Below are 25,655 nucleotides of genomic sequence, written 5' to 3'. Positions count from 1 at the left end.
GTAACGTCCCATCATGGACGCAACCCGAAAAATCAAGGCTGTTCTGGATCAGCTTAACACGGTGATGGTGGGCAAAAGCGCCCAGGTGGAGGGCAGCGTGGCCTGCCTGCTGGCGGGCGGGCACCTGCTGATCGAGGACGTGCCGGGCGTGGGCAAGACCACCCTGGCGCACGCGCTGGCGCGCACCTTCGGCCTGGCTTTTTCGCGCGTGCAGTTCACGGCCGACCTGATGCCCAGCGACCTGCTGGGCGTGTCGGTGTACGAGCGCGGCAGCGAGTCCTTCGTGTTCCACCCCGGCCCGGTGTTCGCGCAGGTGCTGCTGGCCGACGAGATCAACCGCGCCAGCCCCAAGACGCAAAGCGCGCTGCTGGAGGCAATGGAGGAAAAGCAGGTGACGGTGGAAGGCGCCACCCGCCCCCTGCCGCAGCCGTTTTTCGTCATCGCCACGCAAAACCCGCACGACCAGCTGGGCACCTACGCGCTGCCCGAGTCGCAGCTCGACCGCTTCCTGATGCGCATCTCGCTGGGCTACCCCGAGCGCCGCGCCGAGCGCGAGCTGCTGGCGGGCGAAGGCCGGCGCGAGCGCGCCGACGCCCTGCGGGCCGTGCTGTCGGCGCTGGAGCTGGCTGCGCTGCAGCAGGCCGTGGGCCGGGTGCACGTGGCCGATCCGCTGCTGGACTACGTGCAGGACCTGATCGCCGCCACGCGCTCGGGCCGCTGGTTCGTGCAGGGCCTGTCGCCGCGCGCCGGCATCGCGCTGCTGCGCGTGGCGCGCGCCCAGGCGCTGATCGCCGGGCGCGACTACGTGGCCCCCGACGACGTGCAGGCCGTGCTGCCCGCCTGCACCGCGCACCGCCTGGTGCCCGTAGGCCAGGCCGGGCGTGGGGCGGTGGAGCAGGTGCGGGCCATGATCGACGCGGTGCCCTTGGCTTGACAACCCAACAGCCGGACGCAGAGGACGCCAAGATGACGCAAAGGACGCAAAAGATTCAATGATTGCGGCGTGTCGGCTGAACCCGCGGGGTGTGCAACTGGCGCTTGGTCGGTTCATGAACGAATTCAAGAATGTCTTTTTTGCGTCCTTTGCGAATCCTTCGCGCCCTCTGCGTCCGGTCTTCCGAATAGGTATCAAAACCATAGCTGCTCCCGCATCACTCGTGCCCGCCAACGCCCTGTTTAACCCAGAATCCGCCGCGGCACCGGCCCTGCCCTGGTGGGCCGCGCGTGCCCGCGCGCGCCAGCGCTGGGCGCGCTGGTGGCAGGCGCGCCAGCCGCGCACCGACACCCTGCTGCTGACGCAGCGCAACGTCTACATCCTGCCCACGCGCGCCGGCTGGATGCTGGCGGCGACCTTGGTGGTGCTGCTGATCGGCTCGATCAACTTCCAGCTCAACCTGGGCTACGCGCTGACCTTTCTGCTGGCCGGCTGCGCCGCCGCCGGCATGGTGATCGGGCACAACACGCTGCGCGGGCTGGCGCTGCAGCTGGCGCCGCCCGAGCCGGTGTTCGCCGGGCAGCTGGCGCGCCTGTCGGTCACGCTGGTCAACGGCCGGCGCACGCCGCGCCTGGCCATCGGCGTGGCGCTGCGCGGCACGCGCCAGTGGGCCTGGGCCGACGTGCCGGCGGGCGGCCAGGCGACGGTGGAAGTGGCCTTTGCGCCCGCGCGCCGCGGCCAGCACGCCGTGCCCGCGCTGGTGGCCGAAACGCGCTTTCCACTCGGCTCGTTTCGCGTCTGGGCGCCCTGGCAGCCGGCCGCGCGCGTGCTGGTGTACCCCGCGCCCGAGCCGCAGCCGCCCGCCCTGCCCGTGGGCGAGCCGGCGCCCGGCAGCGGCGCCACCAGCGGAGCGCGCGCCAGCGGCGAGTTCGACGGCGTGCGCGCCTACCAGCGCGGCGACCCGCTGAAGCTGGTGGTGTGGAAGAAATACGCCCGCTCGGGCGAGCTGGTCAGCCGCGACACCCAGCAGGTGCAGCGCCACGCGCTGTGGCTGGACTTCGCCCGCGCCGGCGCGCTGGGCGCCGAGGCGCGCCTGTCGCGCCTGGCGGCCTGGGTGCTGGCCGCCGACGCGCAGCAGCTCGACTACGGCCTGCGCCTGCCGGGCGTCGAGATCGCCCCCGACAGCGGCCCCGCGCACCGCCTGCGCTGCCTGCAGGCCCTGGCCACATGCTGAGCGCCGCGCCCCAGGCCAACGCGTCGGCCGCGCCCCGCGCCCACTGGCTGCCGCGCCTGCGGCAGCTGCCGCGCGAGACGCGCGACACGCTGTTCCTGCTGGCGCTGGTCGGCTGGATCGTGCTGCCGCAGGTGCCCTACCTGCCCGCGTGGTGCTCGGCCCTGGTGGCCGGGGTGCTGCTGTGGCGCGGCACGCTGGCGCTCGGCGGCCGGCCGCTGCCGCACCGGGCCTGGCTGGCCGTGCTGCTGGTCGCGGCCACCGCCGCCACCCGCCTCACCCACGGCGCCCTGCTGGGGCAGGACGCCGGCGTGACGCTGGTGGTGTGCCTGCTGGCGCTCAAGACGCTGGAGCTGCGCGCGCGGCGCGACGCGCTGGTGATCTTCTTTTTGGGCTTCTTCACCCTGCTGACCGGGTTCTTCCACTCGCAGTCGCTGGCCACCGCCGCCGTCATGCTGGTGGGCGTGTGGGGGCTGCTCACGGCGCTGATCAACGCGCACCGCCCGGTCGGCCAGCCCAGCCTGCGCGACTCGGCCGCGCTGGCGCTGCGCATGGCGCTGGCCGGCGCGCCGGTGATGATCGCGCTGTTCGTGTTCTTTCCGCGCTTTGCGCCGCTGTGGGGCGTGCCCTCGGGCGATCCGCGCGGGCGCAGCGGCCTGTCGTCCACCATGGAGGTGGGCAAGGTGGCCTCGCTGGCGCTGGACGACGGCGTGGCCCTGCGCGTGCGCTGGGACGGCGCGCCCCCGCCGCAGCGCGAGCTGTACTTTCGCGGCCCGGTGCTGAGCCACTTCGATGGCCGCCAGTGGACGGCGCGCGGTGGTGGCGATGGCCTGGACGCCGCCCTGGGCCCGCCGCCGCGCGACCTGCAGGTGCGCGGCGCGCCGATCGGCTACGAGCTGACGCTGGAGCCCGGCGCCGGCCCCTGGCTGCTGACGCTGGACGCCGCGCCCCAGGCGCCCGAGCTGCCGCCCGGCTGGCGCGCGCGCCAGACGCCCGAGCTGCAGTGGCTGGCCAACCGCCCCGTCACCACCCTGCTGCGCTACCGCGCCCAGAGCTGGCCCGAGTTCAGCTACGGCCAGACCGGCCGGGACGGCCGCCTGTCGCGCCAGCTGGGCGCCGAGCTGCAGCTGCCCGCCGGCTACAACCCTCGCACGCTGGCGCTGGCGCGCGAGCTGCGCGCCAGCGCGCCGGGCGACAGCCCGCAGGCCATCGTGCAGGCCGCGCTGCAGCGCCTGCGCAGCGGCGGCTACACCTACACGCTGGAGCCCGGCGTGAGCGGGCGCGACAGCGCCGACGACTTCTGGTTCGACACCAAGGCGGGCTTTTGCGAGCACATCGCCTCGGCCTTCGTGGTGCTGCTGCGCGCCGCCGGCGTGCCGGCGCGCATCGTCACCGGCTTTCAGGGCGGCGAGCCCAACGGCCTGGACGGCTACTGGGTGGTGCGCAACGCCGACGCCCACGCCTGGACCGAGGTGTGGCTGGCCGGGCGCGGCTGGGTGCGTGTGGACCCCACCGGCGCCGTCATGCCGTCGCGCATCGGCCAGCTGCAGCGCCTGCGCCCGCCGCCGGGCCTGGTGGCCGGCGCCATCGACACGCTCAGCCCCGACCTGCTGCGCCAGCTGCGCGCCGGCTGGGAGGCCGTCAACAACCGCTGGAACCAGTGGGTGCTGAACTACACGCAGGGCCGCCAGCTCGACCTGCTGCGCGGCCTGGGCTTTGCGCAGCCCAGCTGGGAAGACCTGGGCAAGGTGCTGGCCGGCCTGCTGACGTTTGCGGCCCTCGCCGGCGCCGCCTGGGCGCGCTGGGAGCGCACCCAGCACGACCCCTGGCTGCGCCTGCTGCAGGCCGCGCGCCGGCGCATGCGCGCCGCCGGCATCGCGGCGGCCGACAGCGCCCCGCCGCGCGAGCTGGCCCGCCTGGCCGCGCACAGCCCCTGGCCCGCCGCGCAGCGCGCGCCGCTGGCGCGCTGGCTGCTGGCGCTGGAGCGCCAGCGCTACGCGGCGCCCGGCGCCCGCGGCTCACGCGCGGCGCCCTCGCTCGCTACACTGCGGCGAGAGTTCCGCCAGCTGCGCTGGCCCCGTCCGTCCTGATGTCCGCCATGCCACACCCTGGGCCCGCCCGCGCCATATCCCGCCGCACCGTCACTTCACTATTGATAGCTGCCGGCGCTCCATGGACGCGGGCCGAGGCCAAAAATCGCTTCAAATCCGCCGACGCCGCCGAGCCGCGCCCCTACCTGCTGCGCGACGACGCCATGCGCTGGGCCGACGAGATGGCCGGGCGCCGCGGCCTGGACGCCGAATGGACGCGCCAGGCCGTCGGCCAGGCCGTGTTCCTGCGCCAGGTGCCGCGCCTGATGCTGCCGCCCGCGCGCGGCACGGCCAAGAACTGGCGCGCGTACCGCAGCCGCTTCGTCGAGCCGCTGCGCATCCGTGCCGGCGTACGCTTCTGGCAGCGCAACCGCGGCGCGCTGGCGCAGGCGCAGGCCGAGTTCGGCGTGCCGCCGGAGATCATCGTCGGCATCATCGGCGTGGAGACGATCTACGGCCAGAACATGGGCAACTTCCGCGTCGTCGACGCGCTGGCCACGCTCACCTTCGACTTTCCGCCCGAGCACCCGCGCGCCACCGAGCGGCAGGCGTACTTCAGCGGCGAGCTGGAGCAGTTTCTGAGCCTGTGCAGCCGCAGCGACATGGCGCCCACCGCGCCGCTGGGCAGCTACGCCGGCGCCATGGGCATGCCGCAGTTCATGCCCTCCAGCTGGGTCAAGTACGCCATCGACTTCGACGGCGACGGCCAGATCGACCTGTGGGGCAGCCAGGCCGACGCCATCGGCTCGGTGGCCAGCTACTTCAAGGGCTACGGCTGGCAGCCCGGTCTGCCCACGCACTACCCGGTGCAGCTGTCGCCCGAGGCCGACCTGGACGCCCTGCTGGCGCCCGACATCCTGCCCACCTTCAAGCCCGAGCGCTTCCAGGCCCTGGGCGCCCAGCTGGACGAAGGCGGCCCGACGCCCCCCGGCCCGCTGGCGCTGATCGAGCTGCAAAACGGCAGCGCCGAACCCAGCTACGTGGCCGGCACCGAGAACTTCTACGTCATCACCCGCTACAACTGGAGCAGCTACTACGCCATGGCCGTGATCGAGCTGGGGCAGGCGGTGGCAACGGCCGTGGGCGGCTAAAAAACCCCCGCCGCCAGGCCCGCAGCCAAACCAGCCCCCAGCTCGGCGCAGCGCGCCAGGTCGTCCGCGCCGATGACCTTGGGCACCAGGATGCGCTCGGGCGTCTGCGCGTGGGTGCACACGATCAGGCTGGGCGCCACCTGCCGCAGGCGCCAGCCGGTGGCGATGCGCTCGAGCTGGCGCAGGGCGGTGCTGCCGTCGCTGCCGGCGCAGATCATGGCCGCATAGGGGCGGCCATTGGCCTGGCCCAGCACGGGGTAGTAGCAGCGGTCGAAGAAGTCCTTCATCAGCCCGGCCAGCGCGGCCAGGTTTTCGGGCGCGGCAAACAGGTAGCCATCGGCGGCCAGCACGTCGGCGGGGCCGGCGTCCACGGCGCGCAGCAGGCGCACCGCCACGTCCTCTTCGGCGCGCGCGGCGGCGGCCGCGGCCTCGGCCATCTGGCGCGTGCCGCCGGTCAGGCTGTGGTAGACGATCAGCAGGGTCTTCATGGCGATGCGCTCGGCTCGGGCACCTGATGATGCCAGTAGCGCCGGGCCGTGTCGCGCTCGCACTGCGCGGCCTGCGGCGCGGTGCTGCGCCAATGGATGGCGCCGCAGGCGGGCGAGGCCAGCACCCGCAGCCGGCGCTCGGCATAGCGCGCCAGCACGACCGGCGCCGGGTGGCCGAAGGCGTTGCGGTAACCCGATTGCACCAGCACCAGGGCGGGCTGCACCGCGTCCAGGAAAACGGCCGACGACGAGGTGCGGCTGCCGTGATGCGGCGCCACCAGCACGTCGCTGCGCAGCGGCGCGCCGGCCGCCACCAGGGCCTGCTCGCGCGGGGCTTCGATGTCGCCGGTGAGCAGCACCGAGGCAGCCGGCGTGCTGACGCGGATGACGCAGCTCATGGCGTTGCTGCTGCGGGCCGTGGCGGCCTGCTCGGCGCTGGGGTGCAGCACGTCGAAGCGCACGCCGTCCCACTGCCAGCCCTCGCCGGCCAGGCAGGGCGCGCCCGCGGGCAGGCCCTCGAGCGTGCGGCCGGGCTCGACCGAGGTCGTCAGCTGCGCCCGCGGGTATTCGGCCAGCACCGCCGCCGCGCCGCCGATGTGGTCGCTGTCGCGGTGGCTCAGCACCAGCCGGTCCACGCGCTCGCCCAGGGCGCGCAGCAGCGGCACCAGCACGCGCTGGCCGGCGTCGCTGTCGCTGGCGTAGCGCGGCCCAGCGTCGAACAGCAGCGTGTGGCCGGCGGTACGCACCAGCGTGGCGCTGCCCTGCCCCACGTCGGCGGCCAGCACGTCGAACTGGCCCGGCGCCGGCCGCGGCGGCTGCCACAGCACGAAGGGCAGCACCAGCGGCAGCCCCGCCAGCCGCAGTGCCCATGGCCAGCGCATGGCCGCCAGCGCGCCGCCCGCCACCGCCAGCACGCCCAGGGCCAGCGGCGCGGTGGGCAGCGACACCTGCGCCCACGGCCACGCCGCCAACCAAGTCAGCAGCGCCGACAAGGGCTGCAGGACCCACGCGGCCAGCGACCACAGCGGCGCCCACAGCACGCCCGCCAGCGCCAGCGGCGTGACCACCAGCGTGACCCACGGAATGGCCAGCAGGTTGGCCAGCAGGCCTACCACCGAGGCCTGGCCGAACAGCATCAGCGACAGCGGCGTGAGCGCCAGCGTGACCACGCCCTGCTCGCGCAACAATTGAACAAAATGACCACTGGCCCGCTTGTCACCTGCGCCAGCAGCTCTTGAATCGGTAGCAAACAGGATGCCCACCGCGACAAAGCTGAGCCAGAAGCCGGCCTGCAGCATAGCCCAGGGGTCCAGCGCCAGCACCGCCGCGCCGGCCCACAGCCAGGTCAGCCACCAGGGCCAGCGCAGGCCGCTGATGCGCAGCGCCGTCATGCACGCCAGCATCAGCACGGTGCGCTGCGCGGGCACGCCCCAACCGCTGAACAGCGCGTAGGCGCCAGCCAGCAGCACGCCGCCCACCCAGGCCGCGCTGGGCGCGGGTAGCCACAGGCAGGGGTTGGCGCGCCCCCAGCCGCGCCAGCGCGCCGCGCGCCGCCACAGCCAGCCCACGGCCCCGGCCGCCAGCCACGCGAACATGGTGATGTGCAGGCCCGAGATGCTCATCAGGTGTGCCACGCCGGTGGCGCGAAACACGTCCCAGTCGCTGTGCTCGATCACGCCCTGGTCGCCCGTGACCAGCGCGGCGACGATGCCCAGGCGCCGGCGTGCGGACTCATCGCCACCCTCGGCCAGCGCCAGGATGCGGTCGCGCACCTGCTGGCGCGCGCGCTCGACGAGGTGGCCCTGGCCCTGCGCCAGGCGCTGCGGCGGCGCGTCGCGCGGGCCGGCCCGCACGTAGCCGGTGGCGCCCACGCCCTGCTCCCACAGCCACAGCTCCACGTCGAAGCCATGCGGGTTGAGGTTGCCGTGCGGCGCCTTCAGCCGCGCCGTCAGCTGCCAGCGCTCGCCGGCATGGATGGGCTCGGCCGGCCCCACGGGCGCGGCGCCGCCGGGGTGCATCGGCGTGTCGTACCAGGCCAGCTGCACGCGCGGCGGCACGGCCACGGCGGCGCCGTCCAGCTGCGCGGCCTGCACGTCCAGCACCAGGCGCCAGCCGCGCTCGGTGTGCTGCGGCATGCGGGCGATCACGCCGGTCAGCACCACGTCGCGCCCTTCCAGCTCGGGCGCCAGCGCCTGCCCGGCCACGGCCGTGGCGCGCCCGCCCGCCGCGCCCCAGGCCGCCAGCGCGCCCGCGGCCAGCCACGGCAGCCACAGCCAACGTCCGCCACCCGCAGCGTGCGCTCGCCACGCGGCCCCCAGCGCCAGGGCCAGTGCAGCCGCCAGCGCGGCGCCATACACCCACGCACCGTCCAGCACCCGCTGCTGCAGCTGCAAGGCCGTGCCCAGCCACGCGCCCAGCGGCAGCGCGGTCAGTACAACGGCCATTCGGTGAGGGCGAGCCATGGGGCTGCATCATGCGCCACCAGCACCCGTGCCGTTACAGTTGCCGGGTGCGTGCCGCTCACCCCAAAGGGCACGCTCCTGTGTTCAACTTTTTTTGATGAGACCACCATGACCATCGCCGCCAAGCTGCAGCAACTGGGCATCACGCTGCCCCCCGTTTCCGTCCCCGCCGCCGCCTACGTGCCGTTTGCGCGCAGCGGCAGGCTGGTCTTCCTGTCGGGCCACATCGCGCGCAAGGACGGCAAGGTGTGGGTGGGCAAGCTGGGGGCGGGCATGACGACCGCCGAAGGCGCGCAGGCCGCGCGTGCCGTGGCCATCGACCTGATGGGCACGCTGCAGGCCGCCTGCGAGGGCGACCTGGGCCGCGTGCGCCGCATCGTCAAGGTGATGAGCCTGGTCAACTCCGCGCTGGATTACACCGAGCAGCACCTGGTGACCAACGGCTGCTCGGAGCTGCTGGGCGAGGTGTTCGGCGAGGCCGGCAAGCACGCGCGCAGCGCCTTTGGCGTGGCGCAAATCCCGCTGGGCGCCTGCGTGGAGATCGAGCTGGTCGCCGAGATCGATTGAGCCTGGCGCGCCCCGCCGGCGCCATCGCGGGCGCTCGGGCCGCCCGCCCAGCCGGCGCGGGTCGCGCAATTGCAACCAAAGGCTGAGGCTATCGCCCGGCGCGAGACCCCTGCCGCTGCGGGCGCGCGGCAAGGAAAACCAACGCCAGCGCGGGGGAGCGCCCGTCCTCGGACCATCATCAAGCCCATACCCCCACGCTAACGCTTTGTGACCTCCGTCGGGGTCCGTTCTCGGCATAGTCGAAAGTTCTCGTGCCCGCCGGGGGCATGCCTGGTTTCAACGGGTGCAGTTCAAACCGCGGTGGCACGGTCTCCCGGCTCGCGGCTTGGGCATCGTGCGTCGCTTCATGCGACCGCGGGCCTGGCTTGTGCGGCCGGCCACCGGAACCGACGACACAAGGATGAAGCCACCATGACCCTGGAGGTCACCGAAAGCGCGTGCGTGCCCCCCGCAAGCCAGCCCGCCCCCGCGCCGCGACCCAGCGCTTCGCCACCGGCACCCGGCGCAGGGACGGCGACCGGCCGCCCCCTGGCGGGCGCCATCGGCTTGAGCGCACTGGCCGCGGCCGCCTTGGCGGCGTGCGGCGGCGGCAGCGACGGAGCCGGCGTTGCGGGCACTCCCGGCAGCGGCGGCGCGACGCCCGGCAGCGGCAGCACCCCCTCCGGCAGCGGCGGATCGACACCCGGCACCGGGGGAGCGACGCCCGGCAGCCCCGGCACGGCGCCCGGCAACCCGGGACCGGCGCCCGCCCCCCCGGCCGGACCCAGCGGGCCCATCGCTCCCGAGCAGGCGGCCCGCTTCCTGCACCAGGCCCAGTTCTCGTCCAGCGACGAGGAAATCGAGCAGGTGCGCAGCAAGGGCTACGAGGGCTGGCTGACGGCCCAGATGGCGCTGCCGCCCACCCAGTCGGGCTGGGACTGGCTGATCGCGGGCGGCTACAACAGCGCCGCCGGCAACATGCTCGACAACGACGCCTATGCCGACTACATGGTCTGGTACCAGCTGATGCAGTCCTCCGACGCCATGCGCAAGCGCGTGGCGCTGGCCCTGTCGGAGATCATGGTGGTATCCACCACCCTGATCGAGGGCGAGTCGTGCTCGTTTGCCATGGCGGCTTACTGGGACCTGCTCAACCGCAACGCCTTTGGCAACTTCCGCAAGCTGCTGGGCGAGATCACCCTGAACCCGGCCATGGGCATCTTCCTGAACACGCTGGGCAACCAGAAGGAAGACGCGGCCACCGGCCGCCAGCCGGACGAGAACTACGCGCGCGAGGTGATGCAGCTGTTCACCATCGGGCTGTACCAGCTCAACGCCGACGGCACCCCCCGCCTGGGCGCGAACGGCCGCCCGATCGAAACCTACGGCCAGGACGACGTGAGCAACCTGGCGCGCGTGTTCACCGGCTACGTGCTGGACCCAACGGGCCACGTCAAGGGCGTCAAGCCCGAGCGCTACCGCAACCCCATGATGGTCAAGGCCAGCCAGCACTCCACGCTGGACGCCGCCTTCCTGGGCACCACCATCGCCGGCAGTACGCCGCCGCAGCAAAAGCTGGACCTGGCGCTGGACACCCTGTTCAACCACCCCAACACCGCCCCCTTCATCGGCCGGCAGCTCATCCAGCGCCTGGTGACCAGCGCGCCCAGCCCGGCCTACGTGGGGCGGGTGGCCGCCGCCTTTGCCAACAACGGCGCCGGCGTGCGCGGCGACCTGGCCGCCGTGGTCAAGGCGATCCTGCTCGACCCCGAGGCTCGCCAGGACCCGGCGCAGGCGCCGCCCGCCTGGGGCAAGCTGCGCGAGCCCATGATCCGCTGCGTGCAATGGGCGCGCACCTTCGGCGCCGCCCCGAAGAACGGCGCGCCCTGGCTGGTGGAAGACCAGTCCGATCCGTCCGAGGGCCTGGGCCAGAGCCCGCTGCGCAGCCCCTCGGTGTTCAACTTCTTCCGGCCCGGCTACGTGCCGCCCAACACGGCCCTGGACAGCAGCGGCCAGAGCGCGCCGGAGTTCCAGATCACCAACGAAACCACGGTGGCCAGCTACATCAACTTCATGGAAGGCGCCATCGGCGACGGCATGGACGGCGACAAGGGCACCAAGATCTGGGTCGAGAACTACACGCGCGAAATGGCGCTGCTGGACGACCCCAAGGCCCTGGTGAACCGCCTGAACCTGCTGCTGGCGGCGGGCCAGCTGTCCAGCGCGACGCTGGCCACCATCACCGATGCCATCGCAAGCATCGGCACCGGCAGCGCCTACGGCCGCAAGACGCGCATCTGGAGCGCCATCCTGCTGGTCATGAGCTGCCCCGAATACCTCGTTCAGAAATGAAACACCCCCAGTCTCCACACGCTGCGCGTTGTTTCGCCTTCCCCCTCAAGGGGGCATCGCCAGTGGCCGGGGCAACCCCGACCACGGCGATCGCTGGCATGGCCTGCTCCGCGGCCATCGGGCACTTTGAGTTTCGTGCGGCACGGATCGCGCACATACGAAATGGATCATTGAAATGAACAAGCCTCAGCACATCGCACGTCGCGCCTTCCTGCAGCGCGTGGGCCAGCTGGGCGTGGCCGGCGTGGCCGCGCCCTGGGCCCTGAACCTGGCCGCCATGGGCGAGGCGGCCGCCTTCACCGCCGACGACTACCGCGCCCTGGTCTGCGTCTTCCTGTACGGCGGCAACGACCACGGCAACACGCTGATCCCCTGCGACGCCGCGGGCTACGCCGACTACGCCAAGGTGCGCGGCACGCTGGCCTTCGCGCGCAGCGCGCTCGACGCGGTGCAGCTGGCGCCGACGCTGGACGGCGGGCGCCAGTACGCGCTGGCGCCTTCGCTGTCGGCGCTGAAGCCGTTTTTCGACGGCGGCCAGCTGGCCGTGCAGCTCAACGTCGGCCCCCTGGTGCAGCCCACCACGCTGGCGCAATACAAGGCGCGCTCGGTGCCGCTGCCGCCCAAGCTGTTCTCGCACAACGACCAGCAGTCGGTGTGGCAAAGCGCCGCCGCCGAAGGCGCGGTGCGCGGCTGGGGCGGCGCCATGGGCGACCTGGCGCTGGCGTCCAACGGCCGCTCGCTGTTCACCTGCATGTCGGTGACGGGCAACGCGGTGTTCCTGGCCGGGCGCGACGTCGTGTCCTACCAGATCGGCGCCAGCGGCGCCGTGGCCATCAACGGCGTGGCCGTCGAGCCGCTGTACGACTCGCCCGCCTGCCGCGAGGCCCTGCGTACGCTGATCACGCAGGCGCGCCCCCAGGTGCTGGAAAACGAATACAACCGCATCACCGCGCGCTCGATCGACGCGCAGAAAGTGCTGGCCGGGGCGCTGGCCGGCACGCCCAACTTCGACGCGCTGCTGCCCGACAAGGACGCCGCCAGCGGACAAAAGCGCGCCCTCAACCGCCAGCTCAAGATGGTCGCGCGCCTGATTGCCGCCGGCCGCGGCATGGGCATCAAGCGGCAGGTGTTCATGGTGTCGCTGGGCGGCTTCGACACCCACGACAACCTGATGGAGCGCCACCCGGGGCTGCTGCAGCAGGTGGGCGACGCCATGGCGGGCTTCCAGCGCTCGATCGACAGCATGGGCATGGGCGCCGGGGTGACCACCTTCACCGCCTCGGACTTCGGCCGCACGCTCAGCTCCAACGGCGACGGCTCGGACCACGGCTGGGGTGCCTACCACTTCGTGCTGGGCGGCGCCGTCAAGGGCGGCGCCTATTACGGCAGCGCGCCGCAGATCGCGCTGGGCGGGCCCGAGGACACGGGCCAGGGGCGCCTGCTGCCCAGCACCTCGGTCGATCAGTTCGCCGCCACGCTGGGGCGCTGGTTCGGCGTGTCCGACACCGAGCTGCCGCTGGTGGCGCCCAACATCGCCAACTTCGGCACGCGCGACCTGGGCTTTCTCTGACCGAGGCTGCGTTCAGCGGGGCGGCGACCCGCTCGCGTGCGCCGTCACGGCGCCCAGCGCCGGCACGCTGCGCGCGCCCAGGCCCAGCACGCCGGCCACGATCCAGAACAGGCCGGCCGTGCCGGTGACGGCGCCGATGGCACCGAACAGCAGCGGCATGGCACAGCTGGACGCGTTCATGGTCAGCGAGCGCAGCGCCATCGCCTCGCCCTGGCGCGCCGGCGGCGCCACGTCGTGCAGCAGGCTCAGCACCATGGGCTGCACCGCGCCCAGCGCCACGCCCAGCACCATCGAGCACGCGCCCATGCCGAGGGGCCCGTGCATCCACGGGTAGGCCAGCAGCGCGCCGGCGGCCAGCAGGGTGCTGGCGTAGATCACCTGCCATTCGGCCAGGCGGCGCGCCAGCAGCGGCAGCGCCACGCGGATGCCCGCGGCGGCGATGGCAAAGGCGCCCATCAGCGCGCCGATGACCGAGGCCTCCAGCCCCCGGTCGTGCCCCAGCAGCGGCAGCACGAAGGTGTGCGAATCCCAGGCCATGCTTTGCAGCCAGTTGGCCAGCAACAGGCGGCGCAGCGCGGGCAGGCCCAGCAGGTCCCACACGCTCTGCTGGTGCGGCGCCTCGGCCGCGGGGGCCGGCGGCGCCTCGGGCGCGCCGCGCAGCAGCCACCAGCAGGCCAGCGGCAGCACGGCCATCAGGGCAAAGGCGATGCGGTAGGCGCGCAAATCGCCCGCCTGCGCGCCGGCGTGGTCGATCAGCAGGCCGGCCAGCAGCGGCCCGGCAAAGTTGGCCGCCGCCGGCGCGATGGCGATCCAGCTGAAGGCGCGCTTGCGGTCGCCCACGTCGGTGGCCGAGCGGCCCACGTGGCGCTGCAGCGCGATCTGCGCGGTGTTGGCCGAGGCGCCCAGCAGCAGGGCCGACACGCACAAGGCGCCAAACACCGGCCACGCCGCCGCCAGCGCCGCGCCCGCGATGGCCGCCGCCACCGCCAGCAGCAGCGGCAGGTGCAGCCCGCGCCGGTCGGCCAGGCGCCCCGCGGGCAGCGCCAGAAACACGGCCGACAGCGAATACAGCGCCAGCAGCACCCCCACCGCCGCCGCGCTGTAACCCAGCTTGAGCGCCAGCAGCGGCGCGGCCAGGCGCGTGCCGGTCATGGCGCTGTGCACGCAGATTTGCGCCGACACCAGGCGCAGCAGCTCGCGCCCGGTCATGCGCGGCTCCGCGATCGGCTCACGCTTCGGCGTCCGGCTCGGCGGCGGGCAGCAGTGCCTGCGTCTGCGCCTCGGGCAGGGCTTCTACCGTCTTGAGAGCGCGGTTCATCATGTTGGTGCGGGTCTGCGCCGCATCCAGCGTCTTGACCACGCCCTCGGCCTGGTCCTTGACCTTGGCCACGAACTGGCCGAACTTGCCGAACTCGGTCTTGACCGCGCCCAGCACCTGCCACACCTGGCTGCTGCGCTGCTCCAGCGCCAGGGTGCGAAAGCCCATCTGCAGCGAGCTGAGCATGGCCAGCAGCGTGGTGGGCCCGGCCAGCGTCACGCGGTGCTCGCGCTGCAGCGCCTGCATCAGGCCGGGGCGGCGCAGCACCTCGGCGTACAGGCCCTCGGTGGGCAAGAACAGGATGGCGAAGTCGGTGGTGTGCGGCGGCTCGAGGTACTTGTCGGCCATGCTGCGCGCCTCCAGGCGGATGCGCGCCTCCAGCGCGCGGGCCGCAGCCTCGGCGCCCGGCGCGTCGGCGCGCTGCTGGGCGTCCAGCAGGCGCTCGTAGTCCTCGGTCGGAAACTTGGCGTCGATCGGCAACCACAGCGGCGCGCCATCTTCGCCGCGCCCGGGCAGGCGAATGGCAAAGTCCACCCGCTCCTTGCTGCCGGGCCGGGTGCCCACCTGCGCCGCGTACTGGTCGGGCGTGAACACCTGCTCCAGCAGCTGGCCCAGCTGCGCCTCGCCAAACAGGCCGCGCGTCTTGACGTTGGCCAGCAGGTGCTTGAGGTCGCCCACGCCCTGCGCCAGCGTCTGCATCTCGCCCAGGCCCTTGTGCACCTGCTCCAATCGCTCGGCCACTTGCTTGAAGCTCTCGCCCAGGCGCTGCTCCAGCGTGGCGTGCAGCTTCTCGTCCACCGTCTGGCGCATTTCGTCCAGCTTGGCGCTGTTGCTGGCCTGCAGCGTGCCCAGCTGCTGCTCCAGCGTGGCGCGCATCTCGGCGATGCGGCGCGCGTTGGCCTCGCTGAGCTGCTGCAACTGCTCGGTCAGCGTCTGCGACAGGCCGCCGCGCAACTGCGCCAGTTGCTGCGCAAAGGCGTCGATCTGCGCGTTCTGCGTGCGCGTGGTCTCCTGAGCCTGCTGCGTCATCGTCAGCCCCAGCGCCTGCAGCTGCGCCACCAGCGTGTCGCCCAGCGTGCCGCGCAGTTGCATCAGCTGCGCGGCCAGCGCATCGACCTGGGCGTTTTGCGTGCGCACCGCCTCGGCGCTCTGGCGCGTCACGGCGTCCTGAAAAGTGGCCAGGTTTTGCGCCAGCTCCTGCCGGCTGCTGCGCGCGCCCTCGCCCAGCTCTTGCCGCAGGCCGCGCTCCAGCCGCTCGCCGTGGCGCGCGGCCGACTGCTCCACGCACTGCTGCAGCTCCTCGCGCCCCGGCACATCCGCCGGCCGGCGCGGGCGGCGCAGCAGCAGCGCCAGGTTGACCAGCGCCAGGGCCAGCACCGCCCACAGCCACACGTCAGCGCCCGGCATGGTGATGCTTGTTCCTGATTTGATAGCTGCCGGCGCAGATTGTATGCTGGCTGCAGGTCGAAAAGACTCGTCTTGCGTGCCCGGGCGCGCTGGCGGAAAGGTTCATGCCCGCATTGTAGAAGCGTCGGATCAGACGAGCCTGCGCGAAGGTGGATGTTGATCCGACCCCGGTTTTTACACTCGTTTGATGCGGGTGATGGCGCTGGCCATGATGAGGCTGTTGGGAACGACGACTTCGTGGCCCTGCTGGTCGACCAGCACGGTGTTGCCCAGCGAGATCAGCCGCACGGTGGCATCGAAGGCACCCACGGACGAGGCCAGGTGAATCGCGTCGCCGACGCGGATGGTCCCGGACAGCACCAGCCAGAAACCGGCGACGAGGTTGCCGAGCGTGTTCTGCGCGGCAACGCCGACCACGACCGATATCACGCTGACCCCGGCCAGCAGCGCCGTGCCGAAGGCGCGCAACTCCGGAATCAAGTGCGCATAGAGCACGAACCCGAACAGGTAGGTCAGCAACTGCGCGAAGGCGCTGACGAAACCCAGCGCCGTGACATCGGTCAGGTGCTGTTGGATGCGGCGCGTGCCCCGGCGGATCAGCAGCGCGACGATAAACGACAGCGCGAAGGCCAGCACGCCCAGAACGACCGCGCCGACGACCGAGTTCGGGTTCAGCCAGCCCACGGCAGGGTCGGACGGAAGGGCCATCGTCCCGATCTCTCAACCCGCTCGCGCGGTGGGGTTCGGCGTGGGTTTGCCGATCTTCACCAGCCTGTTGCGATCGGTGTGGGCAAACGGCTCGGCCTGGCCAGGGATGATCAGCACCGTTTCCTGCTCGTAAGACCAGCTGCCGTCGTCGTGGATGGTGACGGTGATGGTGTAACGGTCGGTGCGAAACGCGTATTCCAGAAACGGATTGGAGCTGATGCCGTTCACCGTCGAGCCGCGCACCGCCTCCAGCCGAAACGACTTCGCGTCGGCGGCGGCCTGGCCCACCGCCATCGCGGTTTGTCCGCGCGGGATCGACAGCGTCTGGATCACGGTGCCGGTGGCCGGCTCCCACAGCCAGTAGCCGACCTGATCGTGCAGCGTCTCGGCCTCGTCCGGCTTGAGGATGTGGGTGTGGTAGCGCAGCCCGTAGAACAGCTGCGGCCCGTTGGTCTGCGCGTCGATCGGCTGCAGCTCGATGCGCTCGATGTACGGCTGCCGCTCCGGCCCGTCGGCCTTGGGGTTGACGTCCAGGCCCTGCGCGCTGGTCCAGATGCCCGCCATCGGCGCCAGCGGCCCCAGGTTGGCCAGCGTATCGGCGTCCGGCGTGGGCTCGGTGTAGATGTCTTTGGGATGGTTGGGCATGGGTGGTTCTTCCTCTCGTTGGCGATGCAGCTTAGCAGGCGGGTCGGTCCGGCTCGCGGCCCCACCGTGGCTCCGCGATGCGAACAACGTGACGCAAGTACCACCCCACTCGTTCAGGCGATCCGGCAATTAAGGCTCGGACTGTTCGAAGCCCAACCGAGGGATGGGGACCACGATGACCTCCAATGTGGCCGCATGAAAATATCTATCCGCCCTCAATTTCGACAAGTCCACCCGGCCTCGCGCAGAAGAGAAAGCATGAAGCTCGGGTGCTGCACCTTGTCAGATGGCACCGGCCTTGGGATTGGGGCCATATGCATTCGTGCCAGTCTCACTGTCTTGAACGGTGAAGACAAGAATAACAATGGCACCGACCAATGGAATCAACGCAATGAGCAACCACCAACCGCTACGCCCCGTGTCATGCAGGCGACGCACCCCCACCGCTACGGATGGAATAAGCAGCGCCAAGGACATGAGGCCACCAAGCAAACCCATGCCGGTTTCGCCGCTGAATGACCCCGTGACCCCATCGATGATGGAAAGACCAATAAAGATGAGGATGTAAAAAAGGAAGAAATACCAATATTCGGCACGTTGGGCGCGCCCAGAGAAGGTGGCGTATTTTTTCAGTGCAATAAGAAACCAGTTCATGCTTTCCCCCTATTGATTAGCGTCTCAAAGTTTTTTTGGAAATTGGAATCAGATCACAATCATTCCACCCAATCTTCCTTAAGGACACTCTGCAAAACCCTGTCTGCTGACGGCATGAGTGGCGCGACGGCAGATCAGGTTTCGTGATGCGCAATAGCGGCTCGATTTTCGGCACTTGGCGCCCGTGTTCGAGGCGCTGTGCCGGTTTTCAGATGCCCTTTGGCGCCCAGTAGGCGCACTCATGCCTGCGTCCCCTGCAAAATCGCCTTGCGCACCATCCACAGATTGCCCAGCGCGAACATTACCTGCAGTCGTGCCGTGTTCTTGGCCAGCCCGCGGTAGCGCACCTTGGCATGGCCGAACTGCTGCTTGATCAGCCTGAACGGGTGTTCGACCTTGGCACGGATGCTGGCCTTGATCTTCTCGAGCTGTTCAATCTTCGCCGCCAGTGCATTGCTCAGCTCCAGTGCCGCGCGCTTGCCCGGGCGCATGGCAATGTGCCAGTCCACGGCCAGCCCTTGGGCCTCCTGGCGCTTGTCCACGCCCTGGTAGCCTGCATCGGCGAACACGTCCGTCTCCTGCCCGTGCAGCAGCTGCGTGGCCTGCGTCACGTCATTGACGTTGGCCGCCGTGCCAATGACCGTGTGCACCAGACCCGATTGGGCATCCACGCCAATGTGCGCCTTCATCCCGAAGTGCCACTGCTTGCCCTTCTTGGTCTGGTGCATCTGCGGGTCCCGCTCACCTCTGTTGTTCTTGCTCGAACTGGGTGCCGCGATGATGGTGGCATCCACCACCGTGCCGGTCTTGAGCATCAGGCCTTGCCGGGCCAAGCCGGCATTGATCACGGCCATGATCTTCGGGGCGAGTTCGTGCTTCTCCAGCAGATGCCGAAAGCGCAGGATGGTGCTCTCGTCGGGCATGCGTGCGGCACCCTGCAGCCCGGCAAAGCGGCGGTACAACGGCCTTTCATGCAGTTCTTCTTCCATCGCCGGATCGCTCAGGTTCCACCACAGTTGCAGGCAGTGAATGCGCAGCATCGTCTCGATCGCGAACGGCGGGCGCCCTCCCAGCGCCTGGTGTGCGCCGCGGGCGTGTGGCTGAATCAGCGCCACCAACTCGCCCCACGGAACCACCAGATTCATCTCGTCAAGAAAGACCTCCTTGCGAGTCTTCTTGGGCAGCGGATCAAGGCCGAAGGTCATCTGTGTCATGTCCGCCATCGTCTCTCATCCTCTCGCCTCGCGCCAGTCTCGCCGGTTGGAGGTTTTGCAGAGTGTCCTTAACTGCAATTTGGAAGCCATTCAGATTTTTCGATTTCATCTGCGAATTGGGTATTTTCCTTGGCAATTTGCTTTAAAGTTGACAGCTTGCCTTCGTCAGACTGATCGGTATTTTGCGGATATTTTTTAGCAAACTGAAAAACAAGGAGACCACCGCATGTCTCCATATGAAAACTCTTATGAACATTGGATTCATAGATCGGATTTTTGGAGTCAGGTTCATAGATAATTTTGGCATATCCATTATTTCCCTTTATATACAAACTGTAATGCGGCTTTGGTTTCTCACGATCAAGCGCAACCTTTACTGTGTCAGCCCATTTCAATGGCGTAGCAGCCAAAGATTTTGCATAATTTAACGTGACAAGAGACGACCATTTTTCTATGGGTTCATTGTCTGTTGTGTATTCAAAAATTTCTCTGCCATTGGGCAATGAATTTTTATAGGCCAGGCTATACGTCTTTCCTGAATGAGTCATTTTTCAGGAGGTAAAAATTGCTGAGCACAAGCCGAACTGACGAAGCAAGTTAGCCATAGGAACTTCAGAAGGCGATGCATCATTTTTCTGCGAATAAAATAATAAGGAAGCTTAACCAATTAAATGGCGTCGATTCGACACTAGCCTGCACGATAACATGCTCAGTGCTGCTGGTGACGCACCTCAATCCCGGGTTTTCTTGTCATTTAGACAAACCTGAAATTTTGCACGCTGCGCCGCCTGCAAATTCGCCTGAGGCACACGCCGCGCCGCTCAAGCTGCTTGACCGCGTGTGCAGGCAGCGCGGCACGGGGCTGAGGGTATCGAGGGCGAGTATGGCGATGAGGCGTGGGATAATTACTATTATTTCAATAGCTTCTTGCGCATGATTGACAGGCGCCGCAGCCCATTTTGACCCTGATTTCGGCTATCCGGATTTCTGTGTTGAAGGAGGCTTCCGGTGATTGAGTGCCTCCGTGTGGAAACCGACGTTGCACAGCCCGCAAATGAGCTGCTGCCGGCGGGTGTTGCCGCGCACCAGAACGACCACGTTCGCCTTGTCGTCCTTGGTCCGTCCCAGCTCGCAGCCGCAGCTCTGGCACCGGTTGCCCTGTTCCCGCTTCAGGAGCTGCAACTGGGTGGGGTTGGCAGGGTAGACGGTCGCCAGCCGCCACGGCTCCAGCGGCCCCTTGCCGTACAGGAGACGGGCGCGCAGCACCTCGAAGGTGTACCCCCGGCCCTGCCGGTTGATGGTCTTGGCGACCCCGTTCAGCGCCTCGGTGTAGGCGTTGGTGATGGGGTGGTCGAAGTACGCCAGAATCTCCGTCCGCCAGTTCTTCATGGCGGTCGTGAGAGTCTTGAAGTCCGCCTTCAGGCTGGCTGGGATGGTCCCCGGGAAGGCGTCGAAGGCCGCCACGGCCTGCGCCTTGGGCAGGTCGTAGATGTTGTAGAACGCCTCTTTCAGCCCGTAGGCGGCGGCCAGCTCGGGCTCGTTGGCCAGCCACATGTCCAGATTGAACCGGCCCTTCTCGGCCAGCTTGGCGTACCGCATGTTCAGCATCGCCTTGGACTGGAGCCACAGGCGCCGCTCGCCAGCCTTGCGCTGCTTCTGGAGCCGGATGCGGACCCGCTCCATGCAGTAGTTCGCCATGCGGACGACGTGGAACTTGTCGATGACCACCGGTCGGCCAGGGAACATCTGGTGCGACACGTCCCGGTACGGCCGCCACATGTCGATGGCCACGCCCTTGACCCAGTGCCGGTCCTTGAACCGGTGCAGCCACCCCGCCAAGGTCGCCTTGTCCCGGTCCGGCAGCATGTCGAGGATGCGGCGCTCCCCGATGTCCGTCAGGACGCAGCGCATCTTCCCGTCGATTTGGGTCTCGTCGATGCCCAGCCAGTCTGGCATCTCCGGCCGGTGGCTGGCCTCCAGTTCGGCCATGTACTCCGCCCCCAGCGTCCGGACCGTCTTGTCGTCGCACCCCACGTTCTCCGCGATGCGGGTGAAGGTGTCCCGCAGGCTGTGGGCCTTGATGTAGGTGGCGCAGCGCTCCGTCATGCGCCGGCCCTCCAAGATGCCGCCCAGCGGCTGCAGGAAGGTCTCCTTGCAGGAGGTGCACCGGTATCGCTGGACCTTCGCCCGCAGCTTGGCCGGCTTCCCGCGCATCGGAATGTCGACGTAAGTAGTAGCTTTGGTGCCGTGCCGGTAGATGCAGTCGAGGGTGCCGCACTTTGGGCAGGCGGTAGGCATGGGCAGCGGGTACTCCGCCTCCAGCACGTCCGCCCCGTCCTCCTCGGTGCGACCCAGCACCGTCCAGCCCTTCAGGTCGAGGATGTCCGTCATCCCCGGATTGTCGTGTGGATGGGGTCACCGCTTGTCAATGGCGGCGAGGTACTTGGCTCGGGCGGCGTTGGCTCCCGCTGCGTAGTCGGTATCACCGTCACAGCGGTCGGAAGCGATGACAGCCCGGATGCGAGACAGCTCGCGCACCAGCATTTGCTGGGTGAAGGTGGCAATCCACACCGGCACATCGTTCTCCAAGACCGTGCCCTTGATGTACTTGGGGAAGGCGGGCTTCTGCCGGACGAGCTGCTCGGCAGCGCCCAACACGTCCTGCCAAGCCGGCAGCGCCGGCCTCTGGGGCGTGTCGATGCCCATTGGCGGGTCGCACACCTCCTCTTTGCCATGCTTCGCCATCGTCTGCCGGGCCAGTTTCCTTGCAGCGTCAATCTTGGCCAGCGCGCCCTCGTAATTCTCGTTCATAGCAGGAACCTCAGGATGAACCACGCGCAGTACAGGGCTGCGCAGATGAAGAAAAAGGCAGTCAATTCACTTCTCTCGGACCAAGACTTGAGCCGCCCGGAGAACCTCGCGTGCGAAGGTGCTGGGCAGGATATTCCCCGCCGCATCGAACGACCGACCCAAGCAGTCGGCCACATCTTGGTCCGTCAGCCGAGGCATCCGGTCATCGCATCCGTTCGCGCAGGAGCCCGTCTCGTTGCAGTAGTCTGCGTGCGGACATGGGCCGGTGGTCGCCTCGCCGTGATGCCACAGGAATGCGCAGTAGGCCGCCACATCCAGTGGGTCCCCTTTTGCAACGTGCTTCCGCAGTTCCTTGCGACACTCGCCCATCCAGTCGTCAGTCGCCCACCCGTCGGAGTAGCCGTACTTCTCCTCTGCGGCGGCGAGTTTTTCCTTCAGAGCTGCGGCGAACCGGTCCACAAGGGCGGCGGTCTTAGGATGCAGTTTCACTTGGTTTCCTTTCCACACGAAAATCCGACTCAGGAGGATACTGCATGGTCACCTGTTCCACAAGTTATTCCGGAGAGCCCTGATTTCAAGCCCCACCCGCCGGTGGGGCCGTGGGGTACTCAGGCCGCAGCATCCAGCGCCACGCGGCACGCCTTGCCGCTGCGCCCGCGCGGCACGGCGCAGCCCAGCTCGCCCAGCACGTGGATGGGCTCGGCGCCCTGGCGCTGGGCAAACTGCTGCAGCGCCAGGCGGCAGCGCTCGACGGCGGCGGCGGCGGCGGCGTCGCTGCCGGGCAGGCGCAGCACCAGGGTGCTGGGGCCCTGCTGGCGCAGCTGAAAGTCGAACACGCCGCCCTCTTCCTCCAGCACGGTGCACAGGGCCAGCGGCAGCAGGCTGACGTGCTCGCCGGCGCGGCGCGCGGGCACGCGCATCACGTCGTCGCTGCGGCCCTCGACCTCGATCACGGGCAGGCGCGAGCCGCAGGCGCAGCCTTCGCCGTGCCAGGTGATGCGGTCGCCCAGGTCGTAGCGGATCAGCGGCTGCACCGGGTTGGCCAGGTTGGTCAGCAGCACGGTGTGCGAGCGCTCGCCGGCGGGCACGGGGCGATGTTGCTCGTCCACCGGCTCCAGCAGCACCCAGTCGGCGTTGACGTGCAGGTGGCCGTGCGCGCATTCCCAGGCGATGGGCAGGAACTCCGACGTGCCGTAGCTGGCGCGCACGGCGGCGCCAAAGACGCGCGCCACGCGCTCGCGCACGGCGCGGCTCAGCGTCTCGCCGCCCATCATCACGCAGCGCGGGCGAATGCGCAGGCGCCCGGCCTCGGCCTCGTCGGCCAGCAGCGCGGCGGCCGTGGGGTAGGTGGCCAGCACGGTGGGCTGAAAGCGGTTGAGCTGCGCCACCAGCTCATCCACCGGCTGCATCACGCAAAAGCTGCGCGAGCTGGCGGCCACCCAGGGGTTGATGGCGCGCAGCCGCTCGAAGCTGACCACGCTGGCAAAGTGCCCGCCGGTGGCGGTGACCAGCGCATGGCGGTCGGCCGCGCCCAGCAGGTTGAGGGCGCCGAACGGATCGAAGGGCAGCGGCATGGCGCGCGCGGGCGGCCGGTGGCGCGTGGCCTCGATGGCGTCGTACACCGCCATGGCGCGCGCGTCCTGCACGAAGATGCCCGGCATGCCGCTGGTGCCCGAGCTTTCCCACACCACGTAGCGCCCCAGCCAGGGCTGGCCGGCGCGCGAGGCGTCGGCCGTGAAGGCGCGCAGCTCGTCCAGGCGCAATGCCGGGTCGGTCACCCATTCGTCGAAGCGCGCCATCAGCTCGGCGCGCCTGACGGGGGCCATGCGCTCGAGCGCGGGCGTGTCGCCGTCCATGCGCTCGCGGTACAGCGCCGAGCCGCGCGCGGCCTGCAGCAGCTGCTGCACGCGCGCCTGCTGGCGCTGCTCGATCAGCCAGGCCGGCGCGTGCGTGGCCAGCATCACGTCGTGCGCGGCCGACTGCAGGTGCAGGGCGTCGAAGACGGGAGCGTACGCGGCCGTCATGGCGCGCGCCCCGCGATGGAGTGGTGGTGGTGGGCGTGGTGAGCAGCCATGCTGTCTCCTCGTGGGATGGAGGAACGGCGCGCCACCACGGGGCAGGCTCGCCCCGCGCGGCACGCCCCCTTGCTTGCAAACGATCTCGACCTTCTTGCCTGTTCGAAGGCTGATCTTGCATCAAATCAAAAGTTCAACCTTGACGCAGGCCAACCCTTGGACTTGTGATTACGATCGGTTGAACAACCGGAGCACAACCGCCATGGCCCGCAGCAACAGCCCTTCCGTCTCGCGCAGCCCGCGCCGCGCCGTGCGCCCGGCCGGCATGGCCGTCGAGCGCGCCAACCCGGCCCACCTGGCCGAAACCCCCACCGAGAAGCTCGACCGCGTGGCGCAAAGCCAGGCGGCGGCGGCGTTTCGGCACCTGTCGCCCATCACGCTGGGCCTGGCCTGGGCCGACTGGGCCTGGCACCTGGCCGCCGCGCCGGGCCGCCAGCTGGAGCTGGCGACGCTGGGCGCCAAGCTGGCGCTGGACACGGCGCACGCCAGCGACGAAGGCCCGGGCCTGCAGGACGACGACCCGCGCTTTCGCGCCGAGGAATGGGCGCGCTGGCCCTTCAGCCAGTGGCGCGCCGGCTTTCGCAACGCCGAGGCCTTCTGGCGCGAGGCCGCCTGCGTGCCCGGCGTGAGCGAGCACCACGGGCAGCTGGTGAGCTTCTTCGCGCGCCAGTACCTGGACATGCTCTCGCCCGCCAACCACCCGCTGACCAACCCGGTGGTGCTGCAGCAAACCCTGCGCTCGGGCGGCGCCAACCTGGCGCAGGGCCTGCGCAACTGGGTGGCCGACCGCACGGGCGTGCCCACCGCCGAGGACGTGGCCAACCAGGGCCGCTTCGTGGTGGGCGGCAACCTGGCCACCACGCCGGGCAAGGTGGTGTACCGCAACCACCTGGTGGAGCTGATCCGCTACGCGCCGCAGACCGACAAGGTGCACCCCGAGCCGGTGTTCATACTGCCTTCGTGGATCATGAAGTACTACATCCTCGACCTGTCGCCGCACAACTCGATGGTGCGCCACCTGGTCGGGCAGGGCCACACGGTGTACATGGTGTCGTGGCGCAACCCCGACGAGTCGGACCGCGAGCTGTCGATGGACGACTACCTGGAGCTGGGCGTGCTCGAAGCCATGCGCGCGGCCCAGCACGACGCCGGCGGCGCACCGCTGCACGCCATGGGCTATTGCCTGGGCGGCACGCTGATGGCCATCGCCGCCGCCGCGCTGTCGGCCAAGGGCGGCGTGGAGGGCTACCACGACCTGCCGGCGCCGCGCACCCTCAGCCTGCTGGCGGCGCAGGTGGACTTTGCCGAGCCGGGCGAGCTGGGCCTGTTCATCGACGAGGGGCAGATCAACCTGCTGGACCACGTCACCAAGGGCCAGGGTTACCTGAGCGGGCAGCAGATGGCCGGCTCGTTTCAGTTCCTGCATTCGCGCGAGCTGGTGTGGACGCGGCGCATGCGCGAATACCTGATGGGCGAGCGCGAGCAGGGCAACGACCTGATGGCCTGGAACGCCGACACCACGCGCCTGCCCGCGCGCATGCACCACGAATACCTGGTGGCGCTGTACCTGAAGAACGCGCTGGCCCACAACCACTACCTGGTGGCCGGCCGCCCCGTGGCGCTGGCCGACCTGCGCATGCCCATCTTCCTGGTGGGCACCGAGCGCGACCACGTCTCGCCCTGGCGCTCGGTCTACAAGCTGCACCTGCTCACGGCCACCGAGATCACTTTCGTGCTGGCCAGCGGCGGGCACAACGCCGGCATCGTCAGCGAGCCCGGCCACCCGCGCCGGTACTACCGCGTGGCGACGCGACCCGAGCGCGGCGAATGGGTGAGCGCCGACGAGTGGCTGCAGCAGGCACCGCGCGTCGAAGGCTCGTGGTGGCCCGCCTGGCAGGGCTGGCTGGCGGCGCACTCGTCGGCCCCCGTCAAGGCCAGGCCCATCCCCGCCGGCCACGTGCTGGGCGACGCGCCGGGCGACTACGCGATGCAGCGCTACGCCGAGCCTTGATGATCGAATCAGCCTCCAGCCCGCGTCAAGACTACCCAAGACGCTATC

Annotated in this window: 21 protein-coding genes; 8 read left to right on the top strand and 13 right to left on the bottom strand. The window is 69.7% G+C overall.

All coding sequences use genetic code 11. The features are described 5' to 3' along the window. Nucleotides 1–13 precede the first annotated feature (13 nt). The 4 genes from H6927_09370 to mltB all read left to right on the top strand — a co-directional run bounded on the left by H6927_09370 (nucleotide 14) and on the right by mltB (nucleotide 5,346). Nucleotides 14–934, top strand: a complete 921-nt coding sequence (locus tag H6927_09370) for an AAA family ATPase (GenBank protein MCP5218306.1) — start codon at nucleotides 14–16, stop codon at nucleotides 932–934. A 115-nt stretch (nucleotides 935–1,049) separates the two neighbouring features. Then, nucleotides 1,050–2,168: a DUF58 domain-containing protein gene (locus H6927_09365; protein MCP5218305.1), complete on the top strand. Its 1,119-nt coding sequence runs from the start codon at nucleotides 1,050–1,052 to the stop codon at nucleotides 2,166–2,168. Continuing rightward, nucleotides 2,162–4,255 carry a DUF3488 domain-containing transglutaminase family protein gene (locus H6927_09360; protein MCP5218304.1) on the top strand — a complete coding sequence of 698 codons (2,094 nt, stop codon included), beginning with the start codon at nucleotides 2,162–2,164 and terminating at the stop codon, nucleotides 4,253–4,255. The genes H6927_09365 and H6927_09360 overlap by 7 nt, the downstream gene beginning before the upstream one ends. 8 nt (nucleotides 4,256–4,263) lie before the next feature. Continuing rightward, complete coding sequence (mltB, locus tag H6927_09355; protein ID MCP5218303.1) at nucleotides 4,264–5,346, top strand: lytic murein transglycosylase B; 1,083 nt, start codon at nucleotides 4,264–4,266, stop codon at nucleotides 5,344–5,346. Here mltB and H6927_09350 read toward each other — a convergent pair. Further along, on the bottom strand, nucleotides 5,343–5,834 hold the full coding sequence (locus H6927_09350; GenBank protein ID MCP5218302.1) for an NAD(P)H-dependent oxidoreductase: 492 nt from the start codon (nucleotides 5,832–5,834) through the stop codon (nucleotides 5,343–5,345). The genes mltB and H6927_09350 overlap by 4 nt on opposite strands. Continuing rightward, nucleotides 5,831–8,296 carry a DNA internalization-related competence protein ComEC/Rec2 gene (locus tag H6927_09345; protein MCP5218301.1) on the bottom strand — a complete coding sequence of 822 codons (2,466 nt, stop codon included), beginning with the start codon at nucleotides 8,294–8,296 and terminating at the stop codon, nucleotides 5,831–5,833. The genes H6927_09350 and H6927_09345 overlap by 4 nt, the downstream gene beginning before the upstream one ends. Nucleotides 8,297–8,404: 108 nt before the next feature. Here H6927_09345 and H6927_09340 point away from each other — a divergent pair, with 108 nt between their 5' ends. The 3 genes from H6927_09340 (at nucleotide 8,405) to H6927_09330 (ending at nucleotide 12,764) form a co-directional block, all read left to right on the top strand. Further along, on the top strand, nucleotides 8,405–8,863 hold the full coding sequence (locus H6927_09340; protein MCP5218300.1) for a RidA family protein: 459 nt from the start codon (nucleotides 8,405–8,407) through the stop codon (nucleotides 8,861–8,863). 411 nt (nucleotides 8,864–9,274) lie between these two features. Next, nucleotides 9,275–11,194 carry a DUF1800 domain-containing protein gene (locus tag H6927_09335; GenBank protein ID MCP5218299.1) on the top strand — a complete coding sequence of 640 codons (1,920 nt, stop codon included), beginning with the start codon at nucleotides 9,275–9,277 and terminating at the stop codon, nucleotides 11,192–11,194. A gap of 175 nt (nucleotides 11,195–11,369) precedes the next feature. Beyond that, nucleotides 11,370–12,764, top strand: coding sequence for a DUF1501 domain-containing protein (locus H6927_09330; protein ID MCP5218298.1), 1,395 nt, complete (start codon nucleotides 11,370–11,372; stop codon nucleotides 12,762–12,764). A 12-nt stretch (nucleotides 12,765–12,776) separates the two neighbouring features. Here the strand turns inward: H6927_09330 and H6927_09325 are convergent, their stop codons facing one another. From H6927_09325 to H6927_09275, 11 genes are all read right to left on the bottom strand, one after another. Further along, nucleotides 12,777–13,973, bottom strand: coding sequence for an MFS transporter (locus H6927_09325; protein ID MCP5218297.1), 1,197 nt, complete (start codon nucleotides 13,971–13,973; stop codon nucleotides 12,777–12,779). Between the two features lie 19 nt (nucleotides 13,974–13,992). Continuing rightward, nucleotides 13,993–15,489, bottom strand: a complete 1,497-nt coding sequence (gene rmuC, locus H6927_09320) for a DNA recombination protein RmuC (protein ID MCP5218296.1) — start codon at nucleotides 15,487–15,489, stop codon at nucleotides 13,993–13,995. A 174-nt stretch (nucleotides 15,490–15,663) separates the two neighbouring features. After that, nucleotides 15,664–16,197 (bottom strand): mechanosensitive ion channel family protein, encoded by a 534-nt coding sequence (locus tag H6927_09315; GenBank protein ID MCP5218295.1) that lies wholly within the window; start codon nucleotides 16,195–16,197, stop codon nucleotides 15,664–15,666. Between the two features lie 12 nt (nucleotides 16,198–16,209). After that, entirely contained in the window at nucleotides 16,210–16,842 is a 633-nt protein-coding gene (locus H6927_09310) for an FABP family protein (protein MCP5218294.1), read from the bottom strand. A gap of 282 nt (nucleotides 16,843–17,124) precedes the next feature. Continuing rightward, on the bottom strand, nucleotides 17,125–17,496 hold the full coding sequence (locus H6927_09305) for a DUF805 domain-containing protein (protein ID MCP5218293.1): 372 nt from the start codon (nucleotides 17,494–17,496) through the stop codon (nucleotides 17,125–17,127). Between the two features lie 239 nt (nucleotides 17,497–17,735). Next, nucleotides 17,736–18,710: an IS5 family transposase gene (locus H6927_09300; protein ID MCP5218292.1), complete on the bottom strand. Its 975-nt coding sequence runs from the start codon at nucleotides 18,708–18,710 to the stop codon at nucleotides 17,736–17,738. 68 nt (nucleotides 18,711–18,778) lie between these two features. After that, nucleotides 18,779–19,258, bottom strand: a complete 480-nt coding sequence (locus tag H6927_09295; protein ID MCP5218291.1) for a hypothetical protein — start codon at nucleotides 19,256–19,258, stop codon at nucleotides 18,779–18,781. Between the two features lie 427 nt (nucleotides 19,259–19,685). Then, nucleotides 19,686–21,101, bottom strand: a complete 1,416-nt coding sequence (locus tag H6927_09290; GenBank protein MCP5218290.1) for an ISL3 family transposase — start codon at nucleotides 21,099–21,101, stop codon at nucleotides 19,686–19,688. A gap of 24 nt (nucleotides 21,102–21,125) precedes the next feature. Then, nucleotides 21,126–21,521, bottom strand: a complete 396-nt coding sequence (locus tag H6927_09285; protein MCP5218289.1) for a hypothetical protein — start codon at nucleotides 21,519–21,521, stop codon at nucleotides 21,126–21,128. 66 nt (nucleotides 21,522–21,587) lie between these two features. Then, nucleotides 21,588–22,010 carry a hypothetical protein gene (locus H6927_09280; GenBank protein MCP5218288.1) on the bottom strand — a complete coding sequence of 141 codons (423 nt, stop codon included), beginning with the start codon at nucleotides 22,008–22,010 and terminating at the stop codon, nucleotides 21,588–21,590. 119 nt (nucleotides 22,011–22,129) lie between these two features. Further along, nucleotides 22,130–23,545, bottom strand: a complete 1,416-nt coding sequence (locus H6927_09275; protein MCP5218287.1) for a phenylacetate--CoA ligase family protein — start codon at nucleotides 23,543–23,545, stop codon at nucleotides 22,130–22,132. A 316-nt stretch (nucleotides 23,546–23,861) separates the two neighbouring features. Between H6927_09275 and H6927_09270 the strand changes: the two genes are divergently transcribed. Continuing rightward, complete coding sequence (locus H6927_09270) at nucleotides 23,862–25,607, top strand: polyhydroxyalkanoic acid synthase (GenBank protein ID MCP5218286.1); 1,746 nt, start codon at nucleotides 23,862–23,864, stop codon at nucleotides 25,605–25,607. Nucleotides 25,608–25,655 lie beyond the last annotated feature (48 nt).

Source organism: Burkholderiaceae bacterium, from assembly GCA_024235995.1.
Classification (GTDB): domain Bacteria; phylum Pseudomonadota; class Gammaproteobacteria; order Burkholderiales; family Burkholderiaceae_C; genus Ottowia.
This window is presented reverse-complemented; position numbering and strand designations above follow the sequence as displayed.